We start from the raw sequence: 17,584 nt of genomic DNA on the forward strand, positions 1-17,584 counted from the left end.
GCCCCGCACGGGCGGGGCGGCGGTGTGCGGGGTGTCGCGCGGGTCGGCGGCGTGTCCGGCCCGGACGAGCTGGTCGGCCAGGTCGAGTACGTGGCGGCCCGCCATCGCCGGGAGGCAGGAGCCGCGCGCGGGCCCGATGCGCCCCGCCCACTCCGGGGGGATCGCCTCGACGCCGCCCGCCGCGCCCGCGAGCGCGCCCGCGATCGCGGCGGTCGTGTCGGCGTCGCGGCCCATGTTCACCGCGGCGAGCACCGCCGTGCGGAACACGCCGCCCGCGAGCGCGTACGCGCCGAGCGCGAGACCCACCGCCTCCGGCGCGAGATCCGTCCACGGGTACGCGCGCACCACGACGGCGGCGCGCAGCGCCCGTTCCCCCTCGCGCGCCGCCACGAGGGCGCGGCGCAGGGAGCGGTACGTCCACGAATCGGCCGGTACGGAGGCGAGCGCCGCCTCGGTCACCTCGCCGGGCCCCGCGCCCGTCATGGCCACGGCGACCGCGGCGGCGACGGCCTGGCCGCCGTGGATGCCCTCGCCCTCGTGGCTCACCGCGCCGTCCACCGCGACGAGCCGCGCCGCCTCGGCCGGGTCGCCCGCCGCGTACACGCCGAACGGCGCGGCCCGCATCGCGAGGCCGTCGCTCCACGGGTGCCGGTGCTGCGCGCTCGCGGGGGCGCCGAGCCCGCGCCGCAGGTTCTCCACCGTGCCGCGCTCGCTGAACCCGGCCCCGCGGAAGGCGCCCTCGTCGATGTCGGTGAGCCACTCGCGCCACGCGGCCTCCGCGTGCGCCACGGTGAGCCCGGCCCCGTGCCGCACGAGCAGCAGGCCGGAGAAGAGGGCGTACTCGGTGTCGTCCGTGCCCGCGGGCCGCTCCGCCACGTACCCCGTGATCCGCCCCCAGCGCCGCCGGATCTCGCTCGGCTTGAGGTTCTCGGCGGGCGCGCCGAGCGCGTCCCCGACCGCGAGCCCGAGCAGCGCGCCCCGCGCCCGTGCCTCCACCCCGGCCGGTGCCGTGCTCACCGTGGTGGCCATCGTGTGCCTCCTCGGGCGACCTGCGGCGGGACCCTCGTTCCGCCCTCCGTCCGCTGATCCTGCGCCATCCCCCGCGCTGTTCGGACGACGTTCGAGGCGAAGGAGGACGGCTGCGGGAGGGGAATCACTCGTTCGGCGGTCGCGGGAGCAGGGGGCCGCAGGAGGCGGGCGCACGGCCCGGCGGTGTGCGCCCTCCCCGCGCCTCCCACGTGCCGGGCGACCCCACGACGTCGGGGGGTGCCGCCCGCTCTCGCGGGTCGTTCGCCCGACGTCGCCCCCTCTCCCACGTCCCCTCGCCGCGTGCGCCGCCCCGACGCCGTCCCGGCACACCCGCACGCGCCGCCGTCCCGCCCCGGGAAAGGCCCGGAGCGGCCGGGCCCGCCCCGGTAAGTACGGCCTTCCTTGCTGGCAGTCGCCGTTTTTCGCGCGTACTTTCGAGCGTCCCGCTCCACTCGTTCGACCCGCGAAGGACCCCCGGGCATGACGCCGCTCGACACCACCACCCCGCCCCAGCCCGACCCCGCCGTCCCCCTCGCCGCCGCCCCCGAGGACGGCGCCTCCGCCGCAGCGCCGCACGTGCCGCCGCACCCCCACCACCGCGACGTCAACGGGGGCTGGCTGCGGCCCGCCGTGTTCGGGGCCATGGACGGGCTCGTGTCGAACCTCGCGCTCATGAGCGGTGTCGCCGGTGGGTCCGTCGCGCCGCACACCGTCGTGCTGACCGGGCTCGCCGGGCTCGCGGCCGGGGCGTTCTCGATGGCGGCGGGGGAGTACACCTCGGTCGCCTCGCAGCGCGAACTCGTCCTCGCCGAGTTGGAGGTCGAGCGGCGCGAGCTGCGGCGCAACCCGGAGGAGGAGCTGGCGGAGCTGGCCGCCGTCTACGAGGCGCGCGGCGTCGAGCCGCGCCTCGCCGCCGAGGTGGCCCGCCAGCTCTCGGCCGACCCCGAGCAGGCCCTGGAGGTGCACGCGCGCGAGGAGCTGGGCGTCGACCCCGAGGACCTGCCCTCGCCGCTCGTGGCCGCGGGCTCCTCGTTCGTCTCCTTCGCGCTCGGCGCGCTGCTCCCCGTCCTCCCGTACCTCCTCGGCGCGAGCGCCCTGTGGCCCGCCGTGGTGCTCGCGCTGCTCGGCCTCTTCGGCTGCGGCGCGGTCGTGGCCCGCGTGACGGCGCGCACCTGGTGGTACGGGGGGCTGCGCCAGCTCGTCCTGGGCGGTGCGGCGGCCGGTGTGACCTACCTCCTGGGCAATCTCTTCGGCGCCGCTCTAGGATGAGGTGACTGAGCGCCTATACGGAACTTCGCATAAGTAGTCGTTACTTGGCGGTTTCAGTCAGGCGACGGCAGGGCATGAGCCGTACGCGCCACGGGCAGCGTCGCCCGTTCCACGGCCTGCCGGGCACGACCCCCGCACCTCGCAGGCCCCCCCCGCCCGGCTCCGCCGGGCTTTTCAGGCCCCCGATCGCCCCCGCTCGACCAGCACCCTGATCGACGCGGCCACCAGACCGCCGCAGGCGGCCGGACCACGCCCGTGGAACGGTCGCCGTACGTGTCTCGTCGACACCCCCGCCGTACCGAAGCCGGACCGTCACCACCCCGCCCGAGCTGCGGGTTCCTCCGGGTGACTGTCCGCATGGTGGAACGCAGTATCCGGTTTCCGGGATTGCTTCCATCATGTAACCTGCTCGAAATTTCGCAGAGGGCCAACGTCGTCCCTCGGCACATGTCATATGCCACCGACGACGACGGGAGAGCCGATGCGTACTCCGCGCCCGCAGTCCCCGCGGACAGCGGCCAAGGGCTCCGCGGTCACCTCGACCTCCTGGGCCCACATGGACGCCCGCCCTGCCGCCCAGGGACTGTACGACCCCAGCAACGAGCACGACGCCTGCGGCGTCGGCTTCGTGGCGACCCTCACCGGCGAGGCGAGCCACACGCTCGTCGAGCAGGGCCTCACGGTGCTCAAGAACCTGGAGCACCGCGGCGCGACCGGTTCCGAGCCCGACTCCGGCGACGGCGCGGGCCTCCTCTCCCAGATCCCCGACGCCTTCCTGCGCGAGGTGGCCGGCTTCGAGCTGCCCGCCCCGGGCGCGTACGCCGTCGGCATCGCCTTCCTCCCCGACAACGAGCCCGACGAGGTCGCCGACGCCGTCGCGATCCTCGCCCGCGAGGAAGGGCTCGACGTCCTCGGCTGGCGCGAGGTCCCCGTGGCCCCCCAGCTCCTCGGCGCGGCGGCCCGCGCCACCATGCCCGTCTTCCGGCAGCTCTTCGTCGCCGACGCGGGCACGGACCCCGCCACCGGCGCACCCGCCACCGAGATCGCGCTCGACCGCCGCGCCTTCCTGCTGCGCAAGCGCGCGGAACGCGAACTCGGCGTCTACTTCCCCTCGCTCTCCGCCCGCACGATCGTGTACAAGGGCATGCTCACCACGGGGCAGCTGGAACCTTTCTTCCCCGACCTCTCGGACCGCCGCTTCGCGAGCGCCGTCGCCCTCGTCCACTCGCGCTTCTCGACGAACACCTTCCCGAGCTGGCCGCTCGCCCACCCGTACCGCTTCATCGCGCACAACGGCGAGATCAACACCGTCAAGGGCAACCGCAACTGGATGCGCGCCCGCGAGTCGCAGCTCGCCTCCGAGCTCTTCCCCGGCGAGTCCCTGGAGCGGATCTTCCCGATCTGCACCCCCGACGCCTCCGACTCCGCGTCCTTCGACGAGGTCCTCGAACTCCTCCACCTCGGTGGCCGCTCGCTCCCGCACAGCGTGCTCATGATGATCCCCGAGGCATGGGAGAACCACGCCTCGATGGACCCGGCACGGCGCGCCTTCTACGAGTACCACTCGGCGCTCATGGAGCCCTGGGACGGCCCCGCCGCCGTCGCCTTCACCGACGGCGTCCAGATCGGCGCCGTCCTCGACCGCAACGGCCTGCGCCCCGGCCGCTACTGGGTCACCGACGACGGCCTCGTCGTGCTCGGCTCCGAGGTCGGCGTCCTCGACATCGACCCCGCCAAGGTCGTCCGCAAGGGCCGCCTCCAGCCGGGCCGCATGTTCCTCGTGGACACCGCCGAGCACCGCATCATCGAGGACGACGAGGTCAAGGCCGCGCTCGCCGCCGAGCACCCCTACGAGGAGTGGGTCGAGGCCGGCGAGATCGAGCTGCCCGACCTGCCCGAGCGCGAGCACGTCGTGCACACGCACGCCTCCGTCACCCGCCGCCAGCAGACCTTCGGCTACACCGAGGAGGAGCTGCGCGTCCTCATCGCGCCCATGGCCAAGGCCGGGGCCGAGCCGATCGGCTCCATGGGCACGGACTCGCCGATCGCCGCGCTCTCCGCCCGCCCCCGGCTCCTCTTCGACTACTTCACGCAGCTCTTCGCGCAGGTCACCAACCCGCCGCTGGACGCGATCCGCGAGGAACTGGTCACCTCGCTGCGCTCCGTGCTCGGCCCCCAGGGCAACCTCCTGGAGCCCACCGCGGCCTCCTGTCGCGGCGTGACCCTGCCCTTCCCGGTGATCGACAACGACGAGCTGGCCAAGCTCATCCACATCAACGCCGACGGCGACCTCCCCGGTATGAAGGCCGTCACCCTCTCCGGCCTCTACCGCGTCTCCGGCGGCGGCGCCTCGCTCGCCGCGCGCATCGAGGAGATCCGCGCCGAGACGGACGCCGCGATCGAGGCGGGCGCGCGCCTCATCGTGCTCTCCGACCGCCACTCCGACGCCGAGCACGCCCCGATCCCCTCGCTGCTGCTCACCGCGGCCGTCCACCACCACCTCATCAAGACCAAGCAGCGCTCCGAGGTCGGCCTGCTCGTCGAGGCCGGGGACGTCCGCGAGGTCCACCACGTGGCCCTCCTCATCGGCTACGGCGCCGCCGCCGTCAACCCCTACCTCGCCATGGAGTCCGTCGAGGACCTCGTGCGCGCCGGGACCTTCCTCCCCGACACCGAGGTCGAGCAGGGCATCCGCAACCTCATCAAGGCGCTCGGCAAGGGCGTCCTGAAGGTCATGTCGAAGATGGGCATCTCGACCGTCGCCTCCTACCGGGGCGCACAGGTCTTCGAGGCCGTCGGCCTCGCCGCCGACTTCGTCGACACCTACTTCTCCGGCACCACCTCCAAGATCGGCGGCATCGGCATCGACGTCGTCGCCGAGGAGGTCGCCGCCCGCCACGCCAAGGCGTACCCGCCCACCGGCATCCCCTCCGCGCACCGCGCCCTGGAGATCGGCGGCGAGTACCAGTGGCGCCGCGAGGGCGAACCGCACCTCTTCGACCCCGAGACGGTCTTCCGCCTCCAGCACGCCACGCGCAGCCGCCGCTACGACATCTTCCAGAAGTACACGGAGCGCGTGAACGAGCAGTCCGAGCGGCTCATGACGCTGCGCGGCCTCTTCCACTTCAGCACCGGGCGCACCCCCGTCCCGCTCGACGAGGTCGAGCCGGTCTCCGAGATCGTCAAGCGCTTCTCGACCGGCGCCATGTCGTACGGCTCCATCTCCAAGGAGGCGCACGAGAACCTCGCCATCGCGATGAACCAGCTCGGCGGCAAGTCGAACACCGGTGAGGGCGGCGAGGACGCCGACCGGCTCTACGACCCCGCGCGCCGCTCCGCGATCAAGCAGGTCGCCTCCGGGCGCTTCGGCGTCACGAGCGAGTACCTCGTCAACGCCGACGACATCCAGATCAAGATGGCCCAGGGCGCCAAGCCCGGCGAGGGCGGTCAGCTCCCGGGCCACAAGGTCTACCCGTGGGTCGCCACCACCCGGCACTCCACGCCCGGCGTCGGCCTCATCTCGCCGCCCCCGCACCACGACATCTACTCCATCGAGGACCTCGCCCAGCTCATCCACGACCTGAAGAACGCCAACCCCAGGGCGCGCGTCCACGTCAAGCTGGTCTCCGAGGTCGGCGTCGGCACCGTCGCCGCCGGTGTCTCCAAGGCCCACGCGGACGTCGTCCTCGTCTCCGGCCACGACGGCGGCACGGGGGCGTCCCCCCTCACGTCGCTCAAGCACGCGGGCGGCCCCTGGGAACTCGGCCTCGCCGAGACCCAGCAGACCCTGCTCCTCAACGGGCTGCGCGACCGCATCGTCGTGCAGACCGACGGACAGCTCAAGACGGGCCGCGACGTCGTCATCGCCGCGCTCCTCGGCGCCGAGGAGTACGGTTTCGCGACCGCCCCGCTCGTCGTCTCCGGCTGCGTCATGATGCGCGTCTGCCACCTCGACACCTGCCCCGTCGGCATCGCCACGCAGAACCCCGTCCTGCGCGAGCGCTTCGCGGGCAAGCCCGAGTTCGTCGTCAACTTCTTCGAGTTCATCGCCGAGGAGGTCCGCGAGCTCCTCGCCGAGCTGGGCTTCCGCAGCCTGGATGAGGCCATCGGCCACGCCGAGTACCTCGACACGACCCGCGCGGTGAACCACTGGAAGGCGCAGGGCCTCGACCTCGCCCCGCTCTTCCACGTCCCCGAGCTGCCCGAGGGCACCGCCCGCCGCCAGGTCACCGAGCAGGACCACGGCCTCGCCAAGGCGCTCGACAACGAGCTGATCAAGCTCGCCGCCGACGCCCTCGCCGCCTCCTCGCCCGAAGCGGCCCCGCCGGTCCGCGGCCAGCTCGCGATCCGCAACATCAACCGCACCGTCGGCACGATGCTCGGCCACGAGGTCACCCGCCGCTTCGGCGGCGCGGGACTGCCCGACGACACCATCGACATCACCTTCACCGGTTCCGCGGGCCAGTCCTTCGGCGCCTTCCTCCCGCACGGCGTCACGCTGCGCCTGGAGGGCGACGCCAACGACTACGTCGGCAAGGGCCTCTCCGGCGGCCGGGTCGTCGTCCGCCCCGACCGGGGCGCCGACCACCTCGCCGAGTACTCCACGATCGCGGGCAACACGATCGCCTACGGCGCGACCGGCGGCGAGCTGTTCCTGCGCGGCCGTTCCGGCGAGCGCTTCTGCGTGCGCAACTCGGGCGCCACCGTCGTCTCCGAGGGCGTCGGCGACCACGGCTGCGAGTACATGACCGGGGGCCGCGCCCTCGTCCTCGGCGCGACCGGGCGCAACTTCGCGGCCGGGATGTCCGGTGGCATCGCGTACGTCATCGACCTCGACCGGGACAACGTCAACGGCGAGTCCCTCGCCTCCGTCACCGACGTGCTCGACGAGGCCGACACCGCGTGGCTGCACGAGACCGTGCGCCGCCACCAGGAGGAGACCGGCTCCACCGTCGCCGCCAAGCTCCTCGCCGACTGGGACAGCGCCGTCCACCGCTTCAGCAAGATCATTCCCCGTACGTACCAGGCCGTGCTCGCCGCCAAGGACGCCGCCGAGCGGGCCGGGCTCTCGGAGAACGAGACCCAGGACAAGATGATGGAGGCGGCGACCAATGGCTGACCCCAAGGGCTTTCTCACCCACGGGCGCGAGGTCGCCCGCACCCGTCCCGTCGCCGAGCGCGTCCAGGACTGGAACGAGGTCTACGTCCCCGGCTCCCTGCTGCCGATCGTCTCGACGCAGGCCGGCCGCTGCATGGACTGCGGCATCCCCTTCTGCCACCAGGGCTGCCCGCTCGGCAACCTCATCCCCGAGTGGAACGACTACGCCTACCGCGAGGACTGGTCCGCCGCGGCCGAGCGCCTCCACGCGACGAACAACTTCCCCGAGTTCACCGGGCGGCTCTGCCCCGCCCCGTGCGAGTCGGCGTGCGTCCTCGGCATCAACCAGCAGCCGGTGACGATCAAGAACGTCGAGGTCTCCATCATCGACAAGGCGTGGGACACCGGCGACGTCGCGCCGAGCATCCCCGAGCGCCTCTCCGGGAAGACCGTCGCCGTCATCGGCTCGGGCCCCGCCGGACTCGCCGCCGCCCAGCAGCTCACCCGCGCCGGGCACACCGTCGCCGTCTACGAGCGCGCCGACCGCATCGGCGGGCTCCTGCGCTACGGCATCCCCGAGTTCAAGATGGAGAAGCGGCACATCAACCGCCGCATCGAGCAGATGCGCGCGGAGGGCACCAAGTTCCGCACCGGCGTCGAGGTCGGCCGCGACCTCGACGCGGCGAAGCTGCGCCGCCGCTACGACGCCGTCGTCATCGCCGCGGGCGCCACCGTCTCGCGCGACCTGCCCGTCCCCGGGCGCGACCTCAAGGGCATCCACTACGCGATGGAGTACCTGCCCCTGTCCAACAAGGTGCAGGAGGGCGACTTCGTCGCCTCGCCGATCTCGGCCGAGGGCAAGCACGTCGTCGTGATCGGCGGCGGCGACACGGGCGCCGACTGCGTCGGCACCGCCCACCGCCAGGGCGCGGCCTCGGTCACGCAGCTGGAGATCATGCCGCAGCCCGGCGCCGACCGGAACCCGCTCTCGCAGCCCTGGCCGACCTTCCCCATGCTCTACAAGGTCACCTCCGCGCACGAGGAGGGCGGCGAGCGGATCTACTCCGCCGGCACCACCCACTTCGAGGGCGACGAGGACGGCAACGTGCGGTTCCTGCACCTCGCCGAGGTCGAGTTCGTCGACGGCAAGCTCACCCAGAAGCCCGGCACCGAGCGGAGGATCCCCGCCGAACTCGTCACCCTCGCGATGGGCTTCACCGGCACCGACCAGTCCAACGGCCTCGTCGAGCAGTTCGGCCTCGACCTCGACGCGCGCGGCAACATCGCCCGCGACGAGCACTTCGCGACCAACGTCCCCGGCGTCTTCGTCGCCGGCGACGCCGGTCGCGGCCAGTCCCTCATCGTCTGGGCCATCGCCGAGGGCCGCTCCGCGGCGCGCGGCGTGGACAGCTACCTCACCGGGGCCAGCTCCCTGCCCGCCCCGATCCGCCCCACGGACCGCTCCCTCACGGTCTGACGGCCCGCCCCGCGAAGGGGCCCTCACTGTCCCGTACAAAGGCGTACGGAACTGAGCGCGGCGCCCGCCTCGTCCCCGACCGGACGGCGGGCGCCGCCGCACGTCCCGCGCCCGCGCCGCCGCCCGTCTCGCGGCACCACGCCGCCGCACGTCCCGCGACCCCCGCCACGGCGCTTCCCGAGGCACCCCCGTCGTCACGCGCCCCGCCGCCGGTCCCACCCCCTGACCTGCGCCGCGACACGCCCGAGTGGCCTGACTCACGCACGGGACGGGCTGTGCGTGTTAGGCTGGCGATGTTGCAGTTTTGGTACCCATAGAACTTTCTTATGTGCGCCTGACGGAATGCTTCGTCGGGCGCATCGTTTGTTTGGTCCCGGTTCTCCGGGTGGGGCTCATGGTGCGACACGGTGCGTGCACAGGGTACGTACCGCTCTCATCTCTCGACTCCTCAGGAGATTGATATGGCCACCGGTACCGTGAAGTGGTTCAACAGCGAAAAGGGCTTCGGCTTCATCGAGCAGGACGGCGGCGGCCCCGACGTCTTCGCCCACTACTCGAACATCGCGTCCTCGGGCTTCCGTGAGCTCATCGAGGGCCAGAAGGTCGAGTTCGACGTCACGCAGGGCCAGAAGGGCCTGCAGGCGGAGAACATCACGCCCAAGGGCTGATTTTGCGCGCGGCCCCCTCGGGGGCCGAGAACGCCGCGTGAGCGGGGTCCGCACCAGCAGGTGCGGGCCCCGTTTCCGTGCCGACGCCTTCCGCGCACGGGCGTCACCCATCCGCCCGCCGCCCCCAGAGGAAGGCACCCGTATGACCACCCCCCAGGACCCCGCAGGCCGCCCCGCCCGCGACTCCCGCCGCCCCGCCCGCCGCCGAGGCGGGAACTCCGGCGCCACCGCCCGCACCGAGGCCCCCCGCGCCCCCCGCGCCGACGGCTCCCGCACGGCCCGCGGCGACGCGCCCCGTGCCGCGCGCGGCGAGACCCGTACCGCCCGCGGCGACGCGGCCCGCGCCCCCCAGCCCCGCCGCCGCGGCCCCGCCTCCGGCGCCCCGCGCGGCAGCGGCTCGCGCGGCGGAGCCAAGCCCGGCAGCGCCTCCCGCGACTTCGCCGCGCCCGAGCCCCGCACCCCCGCGCTCCCGCCCGTCGCGGCCTTCGAGGACCTCGACATGCCCGAGGCGCTCCTGAAGACCCTCGCCGCGCAGGGCGTCACGACGCCGTTCCCGATCCAGGCCGCGACCCTCCCGAACTCCCTCGCGGGCCGCGACATCCTCGGCCGGGGCCGCACCGGATCCGGCAAGACCCTCGCCTTCGGCCTCGCGCTCCTCGCCCGGACGGCCGGCCGCCGCGCCGAGCCACGTGCCCCGCTCGGCCTCGTCCTCGTGCCCACCCGCGAGCTGGCCCAGCAGGTCACCGACGCCCTCACCCCCTACGCCACCTCGGTGAACCTGCGCCTGACGACCGTCGTCGGCGGGCTCTCGCTCACCAAGCAGGCGAACGCCCTGCGACGCGGCGCGGAACTCCTCGTCGCGACCCCCGGGCGCCTCAAGGACCTCATCGACCGCGGCGACTGCACCCTCCAGGACGTGCGCACCACCGTCCTCGACGAGGCCGACCAGATGGCCGACATGGGCTTCCTGCCCCAGGTCACGCGGCTGCTCAACCAGGTCGAGCCCGAGGGCCAGACGATGCTGTTCTCGGCGACGCTCGACGCCAACGTCGACCGCCTCGTCCGCGACTTCCTCGACGACCCGGTCGTCCACTCCGTCGACCCCTCGGCGGGCGCCGTCACGACGATGGAGCACCACCTCCTGTACGTCGCCGACGCGACCGTGAAGCGTGCCGTCACGCACCACATCGCCGCCCGCGAGGGCCGCCTGATCATGTTCGTCGACACCAAGCACGGCGCCGACCGGCTCGCCAAGCGCCTCCTCGCCGACGGCGTCCCCGCCGCCGCGCTGCACGGCGGACGCAGCCAGCCGCAGCGCACCCGCACCCTCGACCAGTTCAAGAACGGGCAGGTCACCGCGCTCGTCGCGACCAACGTCGCCGCCCGCGGCATCCACATCGACGCGCTCGACCTCGTCGTCAACGTCGATCCGCCCGTCGACCACAAGGACTACCTGCACCGCGGCGGGCGCACCGCCCGCGCCGGTGAGTCGGGGAGCGTCGTCACGCTCGTCCTGCCCGAGCAGAAGCGCGACACGCAGCGGCTCTTCTCCGCGGCCGGTATCCGCCCGCACACCGCGAACGTCACGGCGAGCGACCCCGAACTCGCCCGCGTCACCGGCGCCCGCGAGCCCTCGGGCGTGCCCGTGACCCTGGCCCCGCCCGTCAGCGCCACCCCGCCCGCCCAGCGCGGCGGCGGCACCCGCACCGGCTCCGGCAGGCGGCGCGGCGCCGGGAGCGGCGGCGGGGCCGGCGGCGGTGCGAGCCGACGCGGCCGGGGACGCGGCCCGCGGTCGCAGGCAAGCTGAACGAGCCTTCGCAGGGGCGCCCCGGGACCATCCCGGGGCGCCCCTGCGGCGTCCCGGGAACACGTCGAGGCACCCCTTCCGCGTCCCGGGATCACCCTGCAGGGCGCCCCTGCGGCGTCCCGCCCGTCACGCATCCGCGCCCGTCTCGTTGGGCAGGCTCCCCACCGGCACCCCCGTCACCGGAGCACCCCCAGCGAAAGGGCCCCCGTTGCCGTACCGCACCCTCGGCGCCGTCCTCGCCGCCGCCGCGCTCACCTTCGCCGGCACCGCCGCCCACGCCGCGCCCCGCCCCGTCATCGGCGGCTCCGAGGCGGCCCCCGGCGCCTACCCCTGGGCGGTCCATCTCTCGATGGGCTGCGGCGGCTCCCTCTACGCCGAGGACCTCGTCCTCACCGCCGCGCACTGCCTCGACGGCACCGTCAGCCCCGACCAGGTCACCGCGACCCTCGGCAGCACCGACCTCGACAGCCCCGACGCGCTCAGGGTGCGCGGCACGAAGGCCGTCCTCGCCCCCGGCTACGACGGAGCGGGCAAGGACTGGGCCCTCCTCAAACTCGCCGCGCCCGTCGACCTCCCCACCCTCCCGCTCACCCCGTCCACGCGCTACGACAAAGGCACCTTCACCGTCGCCGGCTGGGGCGCCACGAGCGAGAACGGCACCGAGGTGCGCCGACTCCGCGGCGTCGACGTCCCCTTCGTCGACGACCGCACCTGCGCCCGCGCCTACGGAAAGGACCTCGTCCCCGCCGAGGAACTGTGCGCGGGCAGGCCCCGGGGCGGCGCCGACGCCTGCCAGGGCGACTCCGGAGGGCCCCTCTTCCGCCCCGGCCCCTCGCGCGAACCCGTCCAGATCGGCATCGTCAGCTGGGGCCAGGGCTGCGGACGCGCCCGCACCCCCGGCGTCTACACCGAACTGAGCCACTTCCGCGAGGACATCGCGAAGGCGGCGCAGACGCTGTGACGCCGGGGGAGCGGGGCTCCCGGCCCCTCGGGGGTACGGGGCCGCCCCGCCCGCTCAGCCCTCGACCGGCCGCAGCCGCACCTCCCCGGCCTCCTCGCCCTCCGGGCCCGCCAGCTCCAGGACCCGCAGCTCGTTCCCGCCCTCGGCGCGCAGCACCGGCCCGGGGACGAACAGTTCGGTCTGCGGGCCCTCGGACCAGTAGCGGCCCAGGCACACGCCGTTGAGCCACACGAAGCCCCGGCCCCAGCCCGGCAGCGAGAGCCAGGCGTCACCCGGAGCGGCGGCCGTGAACACGGCGAGGTGCAGGCCGCGCGCCCCCGGCGCGGGCGGCGCCGTGAACGGCAGCGCGGGCAGCGCGGCGTCCAGGTCCCGCAGGCGCAGCGGGGTCGCGCGGACGCCGTGCAGGTACTGGGTCGCGTGCAGGACACCGCCGGGCAGGCCCTTCGACTCGCCCACGCGCGGCCCGTAGTTGACGCGCCCCAGGGACTCCACCCACAGCTCGACCTCGGCCCCGCCCCCGACCGGCGTGCCCGGCGCGACGCGGACCCCGTCCACGTACATCTCGCACAGGTCCCGTATCTCCGGCAGCCGCAACGGGCGCGGCGCGCGCGGACCCGGGACGCGCAGCCGGTAACGGACCAGACCCCGGTCCACGCCCAGGTCCTCGAACGACGGGGCCCACGCCGCCTCGCGCTCCCCGCCACCCACCGCGTCCACGACCGCGCCGAGCGGCGCCCACGCGGCGGGCCGCACGGACACCTCCGCGCCGAGCGCCGGGGGAGCGGCGGGCAGCTCCGGGAGCGGCCCGTCCGCGTACGGTGCGAAGACCTCGCGCATGAGGTGGAACTTCCGCGTCGGGCGGCCCGCCTCGTCGATCGGGGCGTCGTAGTCGTACGAGGTCGTCGTCGCCGTGTACGCCCCGTCGTGCCACTCGCCGAGCCGGTTCGCGCCCTCCCAGCCGCCGTTCGAACCGCCGTGCGCCATGTAGAGGTTCACCGACGCGCCCGCGTCGAGGATCGCCCGCAGCTCGGCCGCCGCGTCCGCCGCGTCCCTGCGCTCCACCTCCTTGTCCCCCCAGTGCGTGAACCACCCGCACCAGAACTCCATGACCATCAAAGGCCCCTCGGGCCGCGCCCGCCGCAGCGTCGCGAGCGCCTCCTCGCTCCCCGAGCCGAAGTTCACCGTCGCGAGCACCCCCGGCACCGTGCCGCCCGACAGCATCCAGTCCTCGGGACCGTCCGACGTGCACAACGGCACCGTCACCCCCACCTCGCGCAGCAGCCCCGTCAGCCACTCCAGGTACACCGCGTCCGAGCCGAAACTCCCGTACTCGTTCTCCACCTGCACCATCACCACGGGACCGCCCCGGTCCGCCTGCCGCTCCACGACCTGCGGCAACAGCCGCCGGAACCACGCGGCGACCGGCTCGGTGAAGCCCGCGTCCCGCGTCCGCAGCGGGCCCCGCAGCCACGCGGGCAGCCCGCCGTTCTCCCACTCGGCACAGATGTACGGCCCCGGGCGGACGATCGCGTACAGGCCCGCCTCCGCCGCCGCGTCCAGGAAGCGGCCGAGCGCCGCCACGTCCTCGTACCGGCCCCGCTCCGGCTCGTGCAGGTTCCACGGCACGTACGTCTCGACGCAGTTCAGCCCCAGCGCCCGCAGCATCCCCAGCCGGTGCGCCCACTGGCCCTCGTGCACCCGGAAGTAGTGCAAAGCCCCTGAAAGCAAGCGCACGGGCCGCCCGTCCACCAGGAAATCCCGCTCGCCGATCTCGAACATCGCCTACCCCTGTCCGCCCCGGTGCCCCGGCCACCGTAGGCTCCGTGTCCATGACCACCAGCAACGCCGAGGACGCCCGCGCCGAACTGCTCCGGCTCCGGGACAGCATCGACAACATCGACGCCGCTGTCATCTACATGCTCGCGGAACGCTTCAAGGCCACGCAGCAGGTCGGCCACCTCAAGGCCGCCCACCAGCTCCCCCCGGCCGACCCGGCCCGCGAGGCCCAGCAGATCGCCCGCCTCCGCCGCCTCGCCGAAAGCGCCAAACTCGACCCGGCCTTCGCGGAAAAACTCCTCAACTTCATTGTCGCGGAGGTCATCCGGCACCACGAGCGCATCGCGGAGGAAGCGGGCGGCAAGAGCTGAGGCACGGGGCGGGCGGGGGCGAGGCGCACGGGCCCCGGCGTCCGGGCGGGCGGGGCGGAGCCGTACGGCTCGGGTGGGCCGCGGCGCACGGCTCGGGTGGGCCGCGCGTGGACGCCGCTCCGCCCCCGTACCCCCTACGCCCCCGGCACCGACTCCACGTACCGGTACACGCCCTCCTCCCGCCGGTAGACGATCGTCACCGCCTCGTCCTCCCGCGCCCCCTCCCACTTCGGCACCGCCGAGAACCGCAGCTCCGCCCCCGGCTCCCCCTCCACCTCGTGCCGCTTCCCGTCCAGGGGACCGCCGAACAGCTCCACCACCGTCACACCGCTCACTCCTCCCACACAGCCGGACGCGCACAGTAGACCTCCCCACCCCCGCGCGCCACCATGCCGCGCCCTGCCGCCCGCACCCCCACCCCTCTCCGGCAGCATGTCCCCATGTCCGTACTGACGCGCGACGAAGCGCACACCCGCTCCGCCCTCCTCGACGTCCAGCGCTACGAGGTCCGCCTCGACCTCACCCAGGGTCCCGAGACCTTCGGCTCCGCCACCGCCATCCACTTCACCGCCCGCACCGAAGGCGACACCTTCGTCGAGCTGAAGCCGGACACGCTCCACAGCATCGCCCTCGACGGCACCCCGCTCGACCCCGCCCGCCTCGACGGCAACCGCTACCCCCTGCCCGGCCTCGCCGCGGGCGCGCACACCCTCACCGCCGAGGCCACCATGCGCTACTCGCGCACCGGCGAGGGCATGCACCGCTTCACCGACCCCAGCGACGGCGAGACCTACCTCTACACCCAGCTCTTCATGGAGGACGTCCAGCGCGTCCTGACCGCCTTCGACCAGCCCGACCTCAAGGCCGTCTTCGACCTCACCGTCACCGCCCCCGAAGGCTGGACCGTCCTCGCCAACACCGTCACGACCCACGACGGCCACGGCACCTGGACCGCCGCGACCACCCCCCTCATCTCCACCTACCTCCTCGCCGTCGCCGCCGGACCCTGGCACTCCGTACGCACCGAGCACCGCGGCCTCCCCTTCGGCATCCACTGCCGCCGCTCCCTCGCCCCCCACCTCGACGCCGACGCCGAGGAGATCCTCGACGTCACCCGCGCCCTCTTCGACCGCTACCACGAGAAGTTCACCGAGCCCTACCCCTTCGACTCCTACGACCAGGCATTCGTCCCCGAGTTCAACGCCGGCGCCATGGAGAACCCCGGACTCGTCACCTTCCGCGACGAGTTCGTCTACCGCTCCGCCGTCACCGAGACCGAACGCCAGACCCGCGCCATGGTCATCGCCCACGAGATGGCCCACATGTGGTTCGGCGACCTCGTCACGCTGCGCTGGTGGGACGACATCTGGCTCAACGAGTCCTTCGCCGAGTACATGGGCTACCAGACCCTCGCCGAAGCGAGCACCCGCTTCGCCGACACCTGGACCGAGTTCGCCGTCTCCCGCAAGACCTGGGGATACGAGGCCGACCAGCGCCCCTCGACGCACCCCGTCGCCCCCGACGACGTCCCCGACACCGCCGCCGCCCTCCTCAACTTCGACGGCATCTCCTACGCCAAGGGCGCCTCCGCGCTCCGCCAGCTCGTCGCCTGGCTCGGCGAGAAGGACTTCCTCGCGGGCATCAACACCCACTTCGCCCGCCACAAGTTCGCCAACGCCTCCCTCGCCGACTTCCTCGACTCGCTCGCCTCCGCGACCGAACGCGACGTCCACGCCTGGGCCGAGTCCTGGCTGCGCACCACGGGCGTCGACACCCTCACCCCCGAACCCGACGAGACCGGCACCCGCCTCACCGTCCGCCACGAGGGCACCCGCCCCCACCGCGTCCGCCTCGGCCTGTGGGACCTCGACCCCGAGGGCACCCCCCGCCGCCGCCCCGACACCTGGCTCGACCTCACCCCCGGCACCCCCACGACCGTCACCGTCGACGCCCCCCGCCCCGCCCTCGTCCTCCTCAACGACCACGACCACACCTACGCCAAGACCGGCTTCGACGACGTCTCGCACGCCACCCTCACCGCACACCTCTCCGGCATCACGGACCCCCTGAGCCGCGCCGTGGTCTGGACCGCCCTGCGCAACGCCGTTCGCGACAACCGCCTCGCCCCGGCCGACTACCTCGCCGTCGTCCGCGCCCACCTCCCGCACGAGGACGACGCCGCCGTCGTCCGCGGCGTCCTCCAGTTCGCCCACACCCAGGTCGCCGACCAGTACACGACCGCCGAGCGGCGCCCCGAGGCCCTCGCCCTCCTCGGCGACACGTGCCGCGACCTCCTGCGCCGCACCGAGGACGGCCACAACCCCTCGCTGCGCCTCACCGCCGTGCGCAACCTCCTCCACCTCGCCACGCGCCCCGAGACCCTCCAGGACTGGTACGACAACGGCACCGTCCCCGGCGGGCCCGCCCTCGACCCCGAACTCCGCTGGACGCTCCTCACCCGCCTCGCCGTCCTCGGCGCCACCGACGAGGCCGCGATCGCCGCCGCGCTCGACCGCGACCCCAGCGCCACCGGGCACGAGGGCGCCGCCCGCTGCCGCGCCGCGCTGCCGGTCCCCGAGGCCAAGGAAGCCGCGTTCCGCTCCCTCTTCGAGGACGACAGCCTCTCCAACTACCTCTTCACCGCCACCGCGCAGGGCTTCTGGCAGCCCGAACAGGCCGCCCTCCTGGCCCCCTACGTGGACCGCTACTACCCGGCCGCGCTCGCCCTCGCCGCCCGCCGCGGCCCCGCTCTCGCCCAGGCGGCGGGCAAGACCGCCTTCCCCACGAGCGCCGTCACCCCCGCACACCTCGCCCTCGGCGAGGAAACCCTCCGCACGGCCACCGAGGCGACCCCGGCCCTGCGCCGCGCCCTCGCCGACCAGCTCGACGACATGCGCCGCGCACTGCGGGTGCGGGAGGGGGCGAAGGACTGAGGGACGGTCACGGTCCGCGCCGAGCGGACCGTACGGGGCCGGACGCAGGGGCCGGCCGCGGGGGAGCGGGGCTGTACGGGAGCGGGAAGGTGCTCCTGTGCGGCCCCGCTTTCGTGGCGGAGGGGGGCGGGCCGGGACGTCGGGCGGGCACGGCCCGCCACCCCCGTCCCTATATCAGACCGAACCCGTCCCGAG

The 17,584-nt window shown here is 74.0% G+C and carries 10 protein-coding genes and 1 pseudogene; 8 read left to right on the forward strand and 3 right to left on the reverse strand.

Annotation, left to right across the window (positions count from 1 at the left end; all coding sequences use genetic code 11):
- Positions 1-210: 210 nt before the first annotated feature.
- A pseudogene (locus tag STTU_RS35075) lies at positions 211-1,029 on the reverse strand (ADP-ribosylglycohydrolase family protein); the annotation flags it as partial.
- Between the two features lie 480 nt (positions 1,030-1,509).
- Here STTU_RS35075 and STTU_RS26010 point away from each other — a divergent pair.
- The 6 genes from STTU_RS26010 to STTU_RS26035 all read left to right on the forward strand — a co-directional run bounded on the left by STTU_RS26010 (position 1,510) and on the right by STTU_RS26035 (position 12,309).
- Positions 1,510-2,298, forward strand: a complete 789-nt coding sequence (locus STTU_RS26010; RefSeq protein WP_007828382.1) for a VIT1/CCC1 transporter family protein — start codon at positions 1,510-1,512, stop codon at positions 2,296-2,298.
- A 481-nt stretch (positions 2,299-2,779) separates the two neighbouring features.
- Positions 2,780-7,417 (forward strand): glutamate synthase large subunit, encoded by a 4,638-nt coding sequence (gltB, locus tag STTU_RS26015; protein WP_420713566.1) that lies wholly within the window; start codon positions 2,780-2,782, stop codon positions 7,415-7,417.
- Complete coding sequence (locus STTU_RS26020; RefSeq protein WP_043256384.1) at positions 7,410-8,873, forward strand: glutamate synthase subunit beta; 1,464 nt, start codon at positions 7,410-7,412, stop codon at positions 8,871-8,873. Before gltB ends, STTU_RS26020 begins: the two co-directional genes overlap by 8 nt.
- A gap of 461 nt (positions 8,874-9,334) precedes the next feature.
- Entirely contained in the window at positions 9,335-9,541 is a 207-nt protein-coding gene (locus tag STTU_RS26025) for a cold-shock protein (protein ID WP_008748518.1), read from the forward strand.
- A gap of 142 nt (positions 9,542-9,683) precedes the next feature.
- The gene (locus STTU_RS26030; protein ID WP_007828392.1) at positions 9,684-11,348 is read left to right on the forward strand and encodes a DEAD/DEAH box helicase; all 1,665 of its coding nucleotides are present in this window, start codon (positions 9,684-9,686) and stop codon (positions 11,346-11,348) included.
- A gap of 208 nt (positions 11,349-11,556) precedes the next feature.
- Entirely contained in the window at positions 11,557-12,309 is a 753-nt protein-coding gene (locus STTU_RS26035; protein ID WP_007828394.1) for a S1 family peptidase, read from the forward strand.
- Between the two features lie 54 nt (positions 12,310-12,363).
- On the opposite strand, the gene STTU_RS26040 is transcribed toward STTU_RS26035, so the two are convergent.
- Positions 12,364-14,088, reverse strand: coding sequence for a glycoside hydrolase family 35 protein (locus STTU_RS26040; RefSeq protein ID WP_007828395.1), 1,725 nt, complete (start codon positions 14,086-14,088; stop codon positions 12,364-12,366).
- A 50-nt stretch (positions 14,089-14,138) separates the two neighbouring features.
- Here STTU_RS26040 and STTU_RS26045 point away from each other — a divergent pair, with 50 nt between their 5' ends.
- Positions 14,139-14,456, forward strand: a complete 318-nt coding sequence (locus tag STTU_RS26045) for a chorismate mutase (protein WP_010261206.1) — start codon at positions 14,139-14,141, stop codon at positions 14,454-14,456.
- Positions 14,457-14,590: 134 nt separating this feature from the next.
- Here STTU_RS26045 and STTU_RS26050 read toward each other — a convergent pair whose 3' ends face one another.
- Positions 14,591-14,782 carry a hypothetical protein gene (locus STTU_RS26050; protein WP_078519047.1) on the reverse strand — a complete coding sequence of 64 codons (192 nt, stop codon included), beginning with the start codon at positions 14,780-14,782 and terminating at the stop codon, positions 14,591-14,593.
- Positions 14,783-14,896: 114 nt separating this feature from the next.
- Here STTU_RS26050 and pepN point away from each other — a divergent pair, with 114 nt between their 5' ends.
- Entirely contained in the window at positions 14,897-17,389 is a 2,493-nt protein-coding gene (gene pepN / locus STTU_RS26055) for an aminopeptidase N (RefSeq protein ID WP_007828401.1), read from the forward strand.
- Positions 17,390-17,584 lie beyond the last annotated feature (195 nt).

The sequence above is a fragment of the Streptomyces sp. Tu6071 genome (genome assembly GCF_000213055.1).
Classification (GTDB): domain Bacteria; phylum Actinomycetota; class Actinomycetes; order Streptomycetales; family Streptomycetaceae; genus Streptomyces; species Streptomyces evansiae.